Source organism: Microbacterium sp. LMX7-1.2 (genome assembly GCF_040675935.1).
In the GTDB taxonomy this organism is placed as follows: domain Bacteria; phylum Actinomycetota; class Actinomycetes; order Actinomycetales; family Microbacteriaceae; genus Microbacterium.
In genome coordinates this window covers 811,433-823,811 of record NZ_JBEGIL010000001.1, presented here as the reverse complement: position 1 = coordinate 823,811, position 12,379 = coordinate 811,433, and the positions used below count along the sequence as shown (strand labels likewise).

The 12,379-nt window shown below is 69.2% G+C and carries 14 protein-coding genes; 11 read left to right on the top strand and 3 right to left on the bottom strand.

What is annotated here, in order from left to right:
* Positions 1–2: 2 nt before the first annotated feature.
* Complete coding sequence (locus MRBLMX7_RS04150) at positions 3–563, top strand: PH domain-containing protein (RefSeq protein ID WP_363366327.1); 561 nt, start codon at positions 3–5, stop codon at positions 561–563.
* Positions 564–575: 12 nt separating this feature from the next.
* Here the strand turns inward: MRBLMX7_RS04150 and MRBLMX7_RS04145 are convergent, their stop codons facing one another.
* Complete coding sequence (locus tag MRBLMX7_RS04145) at positions 576–1,361, bottom strand: CPBP family intramembrane glutamic endopeptidase (protein ID WP_363366326.1); 786 nt, start codon at positions 1,359–1,361, stop codon at positions 576–578.
* 102 nt (positions 1,362–1,463) lie between these two features.
* Here MRBLMX7_RS04145 and typA point away from each other — a divergent pair, with 102 nt between their 5' ends.
* The 3 genes from typA to glsA all read left to right on the top strand — a co-directional run bounded on the left by typA (position 1,464) and on the right by glsA (position 5,554).
* A complete protein-coding gene (gene typA / locus MRBLMX7_RS04140) occupies positions 1,464–3,377 on the top strand; it encodes a translational GTPase TypA (RefSeq protein ID WP_050721438.1) in 1,914 nt (637 codons plus the stop codon).
* Positions 3,378–3,549: 172 nt separating this feature from the next.
* The gene (locus tag MRBLMX7_RS04135) at positions 3,550–4,422 is read left to right on the top strand and encodes a phospholipase (protein WP_363366325.1); all 873 of its coding nucleotides are present in this window, start codon (positions 3,550–3,552) and stop codon (positions 4,420–4,422) included.
* Positions 4,423–4,540: 118 nt separating this feature from the next.
* The gene (gene glsA / locus MRBLMX7_RS04130; protein WP_363366324.1) at positions 4,541–5,554 is read left to right on the top strand and encodes a glutaminase A; all 1,014 of its coding nucleotides are present in this window, start codon (positions 4,541–4,543) and stop codon (positions 5,552–5,554) included.
* A gap of 12 nt (positions 5,555–5,566) precedes the next feature.
* On the opposite strand, the gene MRBLMX7_RS04125 is transcribed toward glsA, so the two are convergent.
* Complete coding sequence (locus MRBLMX7_RS04125; protein WP_363366323.1) at positions 5,567–5,875, bottom strand: hypothetical protein; 309 nt, start codon at positions 5,873–5,875, stop codon at positions 5,567–5,569.
* Between the two features lie 21 nt (positions 5,876–5,896).
* On the opposite strand from MRBLMX7_RS04125, the gene MRBLMX7_RS04120 reads away from it, so the two are divergent.
* Entirely contained in the window at positions 5,897–7,213 is a 1,317-nt protein-coding gene (locus tag MRBLMX7_RS04120; protein ID WP_363366322.1) for an MFS transporter, read from the top strand.
* A 2-nt stretch (positions 7,214–7,215) separates the two neighbouring features.
* Here the strand turns inward: MRBLMX7_RS04120 and MRBLMX7_RS04115 are convergent, their stop codons facing one another.
* Positions 7,216–7,764 carry a helix-turn-helix domain-containing protein gene (locus MRBLMX7_RS04115; RefSeq protein WP_363366321.1) on the bottom strand — a complete coding sequence of 183 codons (549 nt, stop codon included), beginning with the start codon at positions 7,762–7,764 and terminating at the stop codon, positions 7,216–7,218.
* Positions 7,765–7,857: 93 nt separating this feature from the next.
* On the opposite strand from MRBLMX7_RS04115, the gene MRBLMX7_RS04110 reads away from it, so the two are divergent.
* The 6 genes from MRBLMX7_RS04110 to MRBLMX7_RS04085 all read left to right on the top strand — a co-directional run bounded on the left by MRBLMX7_RS04110 (position 7,858) and on the right by MRBLMX7_RS04085 (position 12,322).
* Positions 7,858–8,568, top strand: a complete 711-nt coding sequence (locus MRBLMX7_RS04110; RefSeq protein ID WP_363366320.1) for an AzlC family ABC transporter permease — start codon at positions 7,858–7,860, stop codon at positions 8,566–8,568.
* The gene (locus MRBLMX7_RS04105) at positions 8,565–8,879 is read left to right on the top strand and encodes an AzlD domain-containing protein (RefSeq protein ID WP_050721432.1); all 315 of its coding nucleotides are present in this window, start codon (positions 8,565–8,567) and stop codon (positions 8,877–8,879) included. Before MRBLMX7_RS04110 ends, MRBLMX7_RS04105 begins: the two co-directional genes overlap by 4 nt.
* Before the next feature lie 45 nt (positions 8,880–8,924).
* The gene (locus MRBLMX7_RS04100) at positions 8,925–9,410 is read left to right on the top strand and encodes a histidinol dehydrogenase (protein WP_363366319.1); all 486 of its coding nucleotides are present in this window, start codon (positions 8,925–8,927) and stop codon (positions 9,408–9,410) included.
* A gap of 9 nt (positions 9,411–9,419) precedes the next feature.
* Positions 9,420–9,740: a ferredoxin gene (fdxA, locus tag MRBLMX7_RS04095; RefSeq protein ID WP_050721431.1), complete on the top strand. Its 321-nt coding sequence runs from the start codon at positions 9,420–9,422 to the stop codon at positions 9,738–9,740.
* A gap of 3 nt (positions 9,741–9,743) precedes the next feature.
* Complete coding sequence (dapC, locus tag MRBLMX7_RS04090; protein ID WP_363366318.1) at positions 9,744–10,856, top strand: succinyldiaminopimelate transaminase; 1,113 nt, start codon at positions 9,744–9,746, stop codon at positions 10,854–10,856.
* A 170-nt stretch (positions 10,857–11,026) separates the two neighbouring features.
* Entirely contained in the window at positions 11,027–12,322 is a 1,296-nt protein-coding gene (locus tag MRBLMX7_RS04085; protein WP_363366317.1) for a citrate synthase, read from the top strand.
* The last annotated feature ends 57 nt before the right edge of the window (positions 12,323–12,379 follow it).

Here is a 12,379-nt window from a genome sequence, read left to right as displayed (position 1 = left end):
CCGTGTCGCAGGACTCCCGGCCCGGAGCCGCGCGGACTTTCCGCGCGGTCTCCGGGCCCGTGTCATTGGTGCTGTGCTCGCTCCTCGCGCTGTTCCTCCTCGGCGATGCCGTCGTGCGCGCCGGGTGGGGACAGATGCTCCTGCTCGCCCCCTGGGTGCTGCTCGGACTGTGGGTGGTCTACGAGATCGCCTTCGTGTCGACCGTGCGGATCGACGAGCGTGGCGCGACCGTGCAGAACATGCTCCGTCGCACGTCCTTCGGATGGAACCGCGTGCGCGACATCGACCTGCGCTGGCAGCTCGTGTTCTCGCTCGACGACGGTCGTGACGTCACCTGCTACGGCGGCCCGGCGCGTGCGAGGCCGGTGCGGCGCCCGACCGGAGACGAGGAGGCGAAGGTCCCGACCGGCATCGCCGACCTCACCGAGATCCGCGACCGCTGGGAGGCGGCCGGCCTCGGCGCGGATGCTCCGATCACGCGCACCTGGGACCTCGCGGCCCTCGTCGCGCTCGGTCTCATCGTGGTCTGGGCGGCCGCAGCGGTGCTGATCGCCGGCAGCTGACCCGACTCTCGCTCAGCCCGGGAGCCCGAAGAGGTCCGGCCATGTCGCCGCCGCCCACGGGTAGCCCACGAACACGGTCGCGTCGATCAGGAAGTGCGCGACGAGGAATGGCATCAGGCGGCCTGAGCGCTGGAAGAGCCAACCGAACAGCAGTCCCATCGCGAGGTTGCCCACGAACGCGCCCGGCCCCTGGTACAGGTGATAGCTCGCGCGCAGCAGGGACGTCGCCACGATGATCGGCCACGGCCCCCAGCCCAGCTGGCGAAGACGCGCGAACAGGTAGCCGAGCACGACGAACTCCTCCTGGAACGACGCGCGCGCAGCGGCGAGCAGCAGCACGGGCACGGTCCACCAGTGCGCGTCGAGCCCCGCGGGGTTGACCGCCACGAACCACCCGAGCGCTCGCCCGACGATGTACAGACCGAGCCCGGGGATGCCGATCGCGAGGACGAGCAGGACGCCGCGCCCGGCATCCGATCCGATCCTCCTGCCGTCGAGCCCCAGTCGCTCGAGGTGCGGACGTCGCGACTGCCACAGCAGGAAGCAGACGAGGAGGACCGGCACGATCGAGAACCCGATCGACAGGATCTGGTAGATCAGGTCGAACACCTCGCGGTCGCTGCGTGAGGGGTTGAGCGTCGCGGTCTGGTCGGCGAGCGGCGTGGTGTCGGTCAGCCGATAGGCGAGCTGGACGATCGCGTACACCGCGGATTGCCCGAGTCCGAGCGCCAAGACGATCGCGATCTCCCACCAGAGTCGGGAGCGCGAGGGGGCGGGGGAGAGGTCTGCGGCCGTCACGCTCCCGATCGTACTTCTCGTGCTCAGGAACCAGCCGTGCGCGTACGGTAACCTGGAATGTCGGCTTCCCGGCGAAAACCCACACTCTTTTAGGACACTTGCATGGCGCACGCCCTTCGCTCTGACCTCCGCAACGTCGCAATCGTCGCCCACGTCGACCACGGCAAGACCACTCTCGTCGACGCCATGCTGCGTCAGACCGGCTCGTTCGGCGAACACGCCCACGTCGACGAGCGCGCGATGGACTCCAACGACCTGGAGCGCGAGAAGGGCATCACGATTCTCGCGAAGAACACCGCGATCACCTACAAGGGTGCCCACGCGAACGGCGAGGAGATCACGATCAACGTGATCGACACCCCCGGACACGCCGACTTCGGCGGCGAGGTCGAGCGCGGCCTCTCCATGGTCGACGGCGTCGTGCTGCTCGTCGACGCGAGCGAGGGTCCGCTGCCGCAGACCCGCTTCGTGCTGCGCAAGGCGCTCGAGGCCAAGCTCCCCGTGATCCTCCTGGTCAACAAGACTGACCGCCCCGACGCCCGCATCGCCGAGGTCGAGGAGGAGGCGCACGATCTGCTCCTGGGCCTGGCCTCCGACCTCGTCGACGACGTGCCCGACCTCGACGTCGACGCGCTGCTCGACGTGCCGGTGGTCTACGCGTCCGGCCGTGCCGGCGCCGCCTCGCTGAACCGTCCCGCCGACGGCTCGCTGCCCGACAACGACGACCTCGAGCCGCTGTTCGGCGCGATCCTCGAGCACGTCCCCGCCCCGTCCTACGACGACGAGGCCCCGCTGCAGGCGTGGGTCACGAACCTCGACTCGAGCCCGTTCCTCGGTCGTCTCGCGCTGCTGCGCGTCTTCAACGGCACGCTCAAGAAGGGCCAGACGGTCGCCTGGGTGCGCTCCGACGGCACGACGAGCAACGCCCGCATCACGGAGCTGCTCAAGACCCGTGCGCTCGAGCGCTACCCGGCTGAGTCCGCCGGCCCGGGCGACATCGTCGCGATCGCCGGCTTCGAGAACATCACGATCGGCGAGACGATCGCCGACCCCGAGGATGTGCGTCCGCTGCCGGCCATCACGGTCGACGACCCCGCCATCTCGATGACGATCGGCACCAACACCTCGCCCCTCATGGGCAAGGTCAAGGGGCACAAGCTCACCGCCCGCATGGTGAAGGACCGTCTCGACCGCGAACTCATCGGAAACGTCTCGCTCAAGGTGGTCGACATCGGCCGCCCGGATGCGTGGGAGGTGCAGGGCCGCGGCGAGCTCGCTCTCGCGATCCTCGTCGAGAACATGCGTCGCGAGGGCTTCGAGCTCACGGTCGGCAAGCCGCAGGTGGTCACCAAGAAGATCGACGGCAAGACCTACGAGCCCTTCGAGCACCTCACGATCGACACGCCGGAGGAGCACCTCGGCGCGATCACGCAGCTCCTCGCGAACCGCAAGGGCCGCATGGAGAACATGACCAACCACGGCACCGGCTGGGTGCGCATGGAGTTCATCGTCCCCTCCCGCGGTCTGATCGGCTTCCGCAGCGAGTTCCTCACCACCACCCGCGGCACGGGCATCGCGAACGCGATCTCCCACGGCTACGAGCCCTGGGCCGGACAGATCACGACGCGCCAGAACGGCTCCATCGTCGCCGACCGCTCCGGTGTGGTCACGCCGTTCGCGATCATCGCCCTGCAGGAGCGCATGTCGTTCTTCGTGCAGCCGACCGCCGAGGTGTACGAGGGCATGGTGATCGGCGAGAACTCGCGCGCCGACGATATGGACGTGAACATCACCAAGGAGAAGAAGCTCACCAACATGCGTTCGGCCACGGCCGACAACTTCGAGTCGATGACGCCGCCGCGCGTGCTGACGCTCGAGGAGAGCCTCGAATTCGCGCGCGACGACGAATGCGTCGAGGTCACGCCGGAGAGCGTGCGCATCCGCAAGGTCAACCTGGACGCGAACACCCGTGCCCGCGAGACCGCGCGCCTGAAGCGCCAGGACGCCAACGCCTGAGCCTGGGTATACGCAGGTCCTGAGAGGGCCCCGCACCGTTGAGATCGACGGGGCGGGGCCCTCTCTCATGAAGCATCCAGGGTCGATGTTGCAGAATCGTTACCTTGCGCCCGGGGCCGACTCCCGATGAGGGTCCCGCGGAGGGCGCACGACGACCCGAAAGTCGATACCCATGTTGCAGAACACCCGTGCGCTCCGGCGCGCCTCCGACGTGGCCGAAGCGCGTGCCGCGGTCACCTCGCGACGTCCGAAGTGGATCTTCGGCACCGTCGCCGCCGGCGTCGTCGGCGCCGCCCTCACCGTCGGCCTGGTCTCGGCTCCGGCCGCAGGCGCCGAGATCCCGGATGCCGTCGCCGATGTCACATCCTTCGTGACCGGCTCGCCGCAGCCGACCGGCAAGTCGGTGGACGACTCGGCCATTACGATCTCCCTGGCCGAGGACGCCATGTCCGCGGCCGCCGCACTCCGCTCCGAGGTCGCCGCCTCCGGACTCGACCTCGCCGGAGCACCGGCTGCCGTCGACACGACTGACCTGACCGCGTGGATCGACCGGCTCGGCGAGCGCGACGACCTGTCGGCGCGAGAGGTCACGAGCCTGACGGCCTACACCGTCACGGGTACGGACGAGGTCGTCGCCGAGACCGCCGCGCTGCAGCAGGCGTACGCCGCCGCGCAGCAGCGCAAGGTCGCGGAGGAGCAGGCCGCCGCGGCCGCGGCCGCTCTCGCGCAGGCCAACACCGTCGAGGGCGCCAAGGCTACGGCGCGGCAGATGATGTCGAGCCAGTACGGCTGGGGCGACGGCGAGTTCTCCTGCCTGAACTCGCTGTGGACCAAGGAGTCCGGCTGGAACTACCAGGCGTACAACAAGGACGGCGGCGCCACCGGCATCCCGCAGGCTCTCCCCGGCAGCAAGATGGCCTCGGCCGGCAGCGACTGGCAGACCAACGCGGCGACCCAGATCGCCTGGGGCCTGGGCTACATCGACGCGGTGTACGGCTCGCCGTGCAGCGCCTGGGGTCACTCGCAGGCCTCGAACTGGTACTGAGACCCTCGCCTCCCACGACGGCCCCCTGCCTTCGGTCCTCGGACCCCTAGGCAGGGGGCCGTCGCCGCACTACCGTGAGGGAGGACGGGTGGGGCGTCGTCGATCCGGAGGAGGGCGCGTGGATCCCACAGCATTGCAGGGAGTTCCCCAGAGCGTGTCCACCGGTGCGCTGCCCGGCTGGGCCCGCGTCGACGAACTCGTCCTCGAAGCGCACGGCAGGTACGCCGACGACCGGACGGGGACCGTCGCCGACTACATCCCCGTCCTGGCTGCCGTGGACCCCGATCTCTTCGGACTGGCGCTGATCGAGGTCGACGGGGGAGTGCACGACGCCGGCGACGCCGACCATGCCTTCTCGATCCAGTCGATCTCGAAGCTCTTCGTCTACGCCCTCGCGATTCAGGAGCACGGTCACGAGCGGGTGCGCGAGATCGTCGGCGTCAACAACACCGGTCTCGCCTTCAACTCGGTCATGGCGCTCGAGCTCAATGGCGGACACCCCATGAACCCGATGGTCAATGCCGGGGCGATCGCGACGACCGCCCTGATGCCGGGGGCGACCTCCGTGGAGCAGTGGGAGCGGCTGCGCGAGGGGCTGTCGGCCTTCGCCGGTCGGCCGCTGGGCCTGGACGGGACCGTCTACGCCTCCGAGGCCGCGACGAACGACCGCAACCGCGCGATCGGGCGACTGCTGCGCAGCTATGGACGGCTGGAGGGGGACCCTGACGAGATCGTCGACGTGTACACGCGTCAATGCGCCCTGCTCGTCGACGCGCACGACCTCGCCGTTATGGGCGCCACGCTGGCGGACGGCGGGGTCAACCCGGTCTCCGGGGCTCGGGTCGTGTCGGCCGAGGTCTGTCGCGACACGCTCGCGGTCGCCGCAGCCACCGGCCTGTACGAACGCTCGGGGGAGTGGCTGTTCGAGATCGGCCTCCCGGCGAAGTCCGGCGTCTCCGGTGGCATCGTCGCGATCTCGCCCGGGAAAGGAGCCGTCGCGGGGTTCTCCCCACGACTCGACCACGCGGGCAACTCGGTGCGCGCGCAGCTCGCGATCGCGCACCTGTCCCGATCCCTCGGGCTCAACCTCTTCGCCTCCGCGCCCGCTGCAGCGCAGCATCCCGGGGACTGATATCCCTTTCCCTCACCGTCCCAAGGAGCTCCGCATGGCACACACGGCGTCGACCGAGGTCAGGAAGTCCTGGCTCCCGCTCATCAGTCTTTTCCTGGCACAGGTGCTGATGTCGTTCAACGTCGCAGCCCTCCCGATCTCCTTGGGCGGCATCGTGAGCGAGTTCGGCGTGCCGCCCACCGTCGCCAGCACCACGATCGTGATGTACGGGCTCGCGGTCGCCGCGCTCGTGATGACCGGAGCGAAGCTCGGGCAGAGGGTCGGATGGGTGCTGATCTTCCGCGTCGTCATCGTGCTCTTCGCGGGGTCCGCCGTGCTCATGATCGTCTCGCCGAGCGTGGGGTGGGCGATCGTGGGCAGGCGGTCGCGGGCGCGGCAGCGGCCATCATCGTGCCCTCGATCGTGGCGCTCATCGCCGAGAACTACCGCGGCACGCAGCAGGCCACGGCAATCGGGGCGATCGGCTCGGCGCGGGCGATCTCGGGAGTCACCGCGTTCCTCATCGGGGGCACGCTCGGGACGCTCGTCGGATGGCGTCCGATGTTCGTGATCGTGCTCGGGATCGCCGTCGTGGTCTTCGCGTTCAGCTTCACGCTGCGCAGCGACAGCGGCGACGCCTCCATCCGCATCGACCTCGTCGCTTCCCTCCTAATCGGAGCGGCGATCGTGCTGCTCACCCTCGGCTTCAACAACCTCAACGGGTGGGGCGCCGTCGCCGCGACCGAGGCTGCGCCGTTCAGCATCCTCGGTCTGTCGCCCGCACCGGTGTTCATCGTGGTGGGCGTCGTGCTCGGTCAGCTGTTCTTCCTGTGGACCCGTCGGCGGATGGCGGAGGGCAAGGTCCCACTGATCGATCTCAGCGTGCTCGACTCCTCGCGTGAGCGTGCGGCCGTGTACGCGATGTTCATCGTGGTGGCGCTCGAGGCGTGCGTGAACTTCACGATCCCGCTGTACATCCAGATCGTGCAGGGGCGCACGCCGTTCGACACCTCGCTCGCGATGATGCCGTTCAACCTCACGGTGTTCGTGACGGCGACGCTCGTCGTGCGGTTCTACCGCCGCTACCCGCCGCGCGTGATCGGCGTGGCCGGGTTCGTGCTGACGACGGCCGCGCTCGTCTGGCTCTCCTTCGTGGTCGACAACAACTGGGAGACGCTGCCGACGATCCTGGGTCTCGTGGTCTTCGGGATCGGTCAGGGCGCGCTCGTCACCCTCGTGTTCAACGTGCTCGTGACCGCGGCCCCCTCCGAGCTGGCGGGCGACGTCGGATCGCTGCGCGGCACCACGCAGAATCTGGCCTCAGCGGTCGGCACGGCCGTCGCCGGTGCGCTGCTCGTGTCGCTGCTCGGTCTCGGAGTGGCGCGCGCTGTCGTCGAGCATCCCGAGCTGCCGCCGGAGCTGGTCGCGCAGGTCGACCTCGACGAGGTGAACTTCATCAGCAACGACGACCTGCGTGCCGTCCTCGCGCAGACGGACGCGACACCGACGCAGATCGACGCGGCCGTCGAGGTGAACGAGCAGACACGTCTGGGCACTCTGCGCCTCGGGCTGCTGATCCTCGCGGGGATCAGCGCGATCGCGATCCTTCCTGCCTCGCGTCTGCCGCGGTACAAGCCGGAGGAGATCCCCGATCCGTCGCCCGCGACTCGCTCGGACTGAGGTCAGCGGAGCTCGGAGATGAGCACGGCGCGGGTGCCGACGACGGTCGCGTCGAACACGTGCGGCACGTCCCCGGGATAGGACAGGTAATCGCCGGGGTTCAGCAGAATGGGCGCGCCGACGGGGCCGATATGGGCCTGGCCCGACACGAGAATCACGTGCTCGGTGGTGCCGGCGTGATGCGGGTCGGAGCGACGTGGGTCGCCGGGCTCAGCGGTGATCACATAGAGATCGCGTCGTGCCCCGGGCGGGCTCGCCGAGAGCAGCGTCGCACTGTAGGCCGCGGCGGCGGAGGGGACGCCGGCGAGCTCGTCGGCCCGGATCAGGGTCGGCGCGTTCTGCTGCTGATCCACCAGGACGGCGAAGGGGATGCCGAGGGCGACGCCGAGAGCCCACAGTGTCTCGACGCTGGGGTTGGCGGCGCCGGACTCGAGTTGGGAGACCGTGGCCTTCGAGATCCCGGCACGTCGGGCGAGTTCCGAGACGGAGATCGCCGCGGCTTCGCGCTCTCGTCGGAGGGTGCGCGCTATGCGGGTGCGGAGGTCGTCCATTCGTTCATCATGTCAAACGATCGTTCGCTTGACTATCCATCCGTGAATGTTCAGAATTATGACCATGTGTTCAGTGAAGCGAACGATGCTCTCGTGACCGCCGAACGCGAGGTGTGGCGCGAGGCGCTCGGGGTCGTGCTCGCCACCAGTGCGTACGGCGTCTCCTTCGGCGCGCTCGCCGTCGCCTCGGGCCTCGACGTGTGGCAGACGTGCGTCCTGAGCCTGCTGATGTTCACCGGCGGGTCGCAGTTCGCGTTCGTCGGGGTGTTCGCGGCTGGCGGGGTCGCCGCGCTGCCGTCCGCGATCGCCTCGGCCGTGCTGCTCGGCGTGCGCAACGTCGCCTACGGCATGAAGATGTCGCCCATCGTCGGCACGACCGCGGGACGCCGCGTGCTCGCGGCCCACTTCACGATCGACGAGTCCACGGCCGTGGCGGTGTCGCAGAGCGACCCGCGTCTGCGGCGCGTCGGTTTCTGGGTCACCGGCATCGGCATCTTCCTCGGCTGGAACGCCACGACGCTCATCGGCGCGCTCGTGGGCGACGTGCTCGGCGACCCGAAGACGTGGGGGCTGGATGCGGCGGCGGCCGCGGCGTTCCTCGCGCTGCTGTGGCCGCGCCTCAAGCAGCGCCAGGCGGTCGCGGTCGGCATCGCCGCGGCGGTGGTCGCGGCCGCCCTGACTCCCGCGCTCATGCCGGGGTTGCCGGTGCTCGTGGCCGCCGTCGTCGCGATTCTGGTGGGATGGTTCGACTGGCTGGGCCGGGACGTCGACCCCGCTGCGTCGCAGCCCGAGGTGATCCGGTGAGCGTGTGGAGCGCCGTGCTGCTCGCTGCGGTGATCTGCCTCGGTCTCAAAGCCGTCGGCTACCTCGTGCCGCCGAAGGTGCTCGAGCGTCCACGCCCGGCCCGCATCTCCGACCTCCTCACGGTGGCGCTGCTCGCGGCGCTGGTGGCGGTGCAGACGCTGGGTGACGGGCAGGCAGTGATCGTGGACGCCCGCGTTCCCGCGGTGCTCGTCGCGGCGGGTCTGCTGTGGTTGCGGCAGTCGTTCCTCGTGGTGGTCGTCGCGGCAGCAGTGACGGCGGCCCTGCTGCGCCTGTTCGGCCTCGCCGGCTGAGAGGGCGGAAGACGGGTGCACCTCCCGCCCGCGTAGGATCGTTGCGTGCGTAGCGGATGGATCTCCCGAGTGCTGTCGTGGGTGGCAGCGGCCCTGGTCGGCGGTGTGTTCGGCGTCGCCGGGACGATCGCCCACAGCGTGACGTGGGGCCCGGTGCCCACGGGGCTCATCGTCGGCGCCATCGCCTGCGGCGCGATCCTCGTCGCGATCCGGGCGCTCACCCACGACCGTGGCGCGGCTCTCGCGGCAGGACTCGGCATGGTCGGGATGCTCATCCTGATCTCCGGCGTCGGACCCGGTGGGTCGATCGTCGTGCAGGATTCGCTGAGCGGTCAGATCTGGATCTACCTGGTCGCGGGTCTCGTGCTCCTCGTGGTGGCGTGGCCCTCGCTCTCGCGCGTACCGGTGCGTACCGAGGCGCCGGGCGCGGCATCCATCCCGGAGGACACGGCGCCGGCTGACCCGATCACCGAGGTGCCCGGCGTCGTCCCGCGACCCGCGCAGGGAGAGCGCACAGGCCACGGGTCGTAGACTGGAGGGGTGACGTATGTGATCGCCCTTCCGTGCGTCGATGTCAAGGATCGCGCCTGCATCGACGAATGCCCCGTTGACTGCATCTACGAGGGTGAGCGTTCGCTGTACATCCACCCCGACGAATGCGTGGACTGCGGCGCGTGCGAACCCGTGTGCCCCGTCGAGGCCATCTACTACGAGGACGACCTGCCCGAGGAATGGCAGGACTATTACAAGGCCAACGTCGAGTTCTTCGACGAGGTCGGCTCGCCCGGTGGTGCGGCCAAGGTCGGCGTGATCGCGCACGATCACCCCATCATCGCGGCGCTCCCGCCCCAAGGCGAGTAGCCCGTGAGCGTCCACGACCTGGCCGACTACCCCTGGGATGCGGTCGTCCCTTACCGTGAGCGCGCGGCGCAGCATCCGCAGGGCCTCGTCGACCTCTCTGTCGGCTCGCCGGTCGATCCGACGCCCGAGCTGATCCGCCGGGCACTCGCCGAGGCCACCGACGCGCACGCGTACCCGCAGACGGTGGGCACCCCCTCGCTGCGCGAGGCGATAGTCGCCTGGTACGCCCGTCGCCGCGGCGTCGAGGATCTCACGACCGACAACGTGCTGCCCACGATCGGCTCGAAGGAGCTGGTCGCGCTGCTGCCCATGCTGCTGGGCCTGGGGGAGGGCGACATCGTCGTGCACCCCCGCGTCGCATACCCCACCTACGAGGTCGGCGCGCGCGTGGTGGGAGCGACGCCGCTCGCGGCGGATGACCCGGCGGAGTGGCCCGAGGGTGCGAAGCTCATCTGGATCAACACCCCGGGCAACCCCGACGGTCGCACCTGGACGGTCGAGGAGCTGGCTGCGGCCGTGGTGCGTGCTCGGGAACTCGGCGCCGTCCTCGCGAGCGACGAGTGCTACGCGGAGCTGGGCTGGGACGGCCGATGGGCGAGCGAGCCCGTGCCGTCGATCCTTGACCCTCGGGTGACGGGCGGCAGCCGAGCGAACCTGCTGAGCGTGTACTCGCTGAGCAAGCAGTCCAACCTCGCCGGCTATCGCGCCGCGTTCCTGGCGGGGTGTGCGCGCATCGTCGGCGACCTGCTGACCGCACGCAAGCACCTGGGCCTCATGCCGCCCGCCCCCGTGCAGCACGCCATGGCCGTCGCCCTCGGCGACGACGAGCACGTGGCGGCGCAGAAGGAGCTGTACCGGGAGCGCCGCGATGCGCTGCGCCCCGCGCTCGAGGCTGCCGGTTTCCGGATCGACGGCTCGGAGGCGGGTCTCTACCTGTGGGCGACCGCGGGGGAGGATGCCTGGGCGAGCATGGGACGGCTCGCGGATCTCGGCATCCTCGCGGGGCCTGGGCCCTTCTACGGCGCGCACTCCGGCGAGCATGTGCGACTGGCGCTGACGGCGCCGACCGAGCGGGTGCTCGAGGCCGCTCGCCGTCTTCAGTCCGTGAGTCTGTAGGAAACACCCGGCAGATCGTCATTGTTTTGTCGGTTGTCACAGTAGGCCGATGCGACTACTAGGCTGTAAAGGCGATTCGGTCGCGTATCGACGATCTCGATCCGACTCGGCGCACGACGCCGTGACATCGCCACAAAAGGCTTGATGACGACCCCAGAGGAGGCCCACGCGTGAGCGCAGCGGCAGACCAGCAGGCGAAGGCGACGCTGACGATCGGTGAGACCACCGCCGAGTTCCCTCTCGTACGCGGCACCGCCGGGTACGACAGCATCGACTTCTCGACCCTGACCCGCCAGACCGGCTACACGGGTCTCGATTACGGCTACGTCAACACGGCGTCCACCAAGTCGGAGATCACCTTCATCGACGGCGACAAGGGCATCCTGCGCTACCGCGGGTACCCGATCGAGCAGCTCGCGGGCAACACGAGCTACCTCGAGGTCGCCTGGCTCCTCATCTACGGCGAGCTTCCCTCCGCCGCGGAGCTCGCGGAGTTCGACGAGAAGATCCGCCGCCACACGCTGCTGCACGAGGACCTCAAGCGCTTCTTCTCGGCACTCCCGCACACCGCGCACCCGATGTCGGTGCTCTCCTCGGCGGTCGCCGCGCTCTCGACCTACTACGAGGGTCAGACCGACCCCCACAACCCCGAGCACGTCGAGCTCAACATGATCCGCATGCTGGCCAAGCTGCCGGTGATCGCGGCGTACGCGCACAAGAAGAGCGTCGGACAGGCGTTCCTCTACCCGGACAACTCGCTCGGCTTCGTCGAGAACTTCCTGAAGCTCAACTTCGGCGTCAACTCCGAGCCCTACGAGATCAACCCGGTGATGTCGAAGGCGCTCGAGCTTCTGCTCATCCTCCACGAGGACCACGAGCAGAACGCCTCCACCTCGACCGTGCGTCTGGTCGGATCGACCGGCGCCAACCAGTTCGCCTCGATCTCGGCCGGCATCCAGGCCCTTTCCGGTCCGCTCCACGGTGGCGCGAACGAGGCCGTGCTCACGATGCTCGGTCAGATCCGCGACTCGGGTCAGAGCGTCTCGCGCTTCGTCGAGCGGGTGAAGAACAAGGAAGAGGGCGTGAAGCTCATGGGCTTCGGGCACCGGGTGTACAAGAACTACGACCCGCGCGCCAAGCTCGTCAAGCAGGCCGCGGCCGAGGTGCTGGCCGAGCTCGGGGTCACCGACCCGCTGCTCGACCTCGCGCAGGAGCTCGAGGAGATCGCGCTCGCAGACGACTACTTCAAGGAGCGTCGCCTGTACCCGAACGTCGACTTCTACACCGGCGTGATCTACAAGGCGATGGGCTTCCCGACGCGCATGTTCACGGTTCTGTTCGCGATCGGGCGTCTGCCCGGCTGGCTCGCCCAGTGGCGCGAGCTGCAGCTCGACCCGCAGACCAAGATCGGCCGCCCGCAGCAGCTGTACACGGGATCGGCGGAGCGCACGTTCCAGACCCGCTGACCCACGGGTCGCAGAGACGAGAAGAGCGGATGCCGTGACGGCATCCGCTCTTCGTCG

Coding starts and splice junctions, on each gene's coding strand:
- MRBLMX7_RS04135 (WP_363366325.1), top strand. CDS start 3,550: ATGTTGCAGAACACCCGTGCGCTCCGGCGCGCCTCCGACGTGGCCGAA.
- MRBLMX7_RS04125 (WP_363366323.1), bottom strand. CDS start 5,875: ATGAGCACGGCGGACCCCGCGAAGAGCACGATGACGACGCGGAAGATC.
- MRBLMX7_RS04115 (WP_363366321.1), bottom strand. CDS start 7,764: ATGGACGACCTCCGCACCCGCATAGCGCGCACCCTCCGACGAGAGCGC.
- typA (WP_050721438.1), top strand. CDS start 1,464: ATGGCGCACGCCCTTCGCTCTGACCTCCGCAACGTCGCAATCGTCGCC.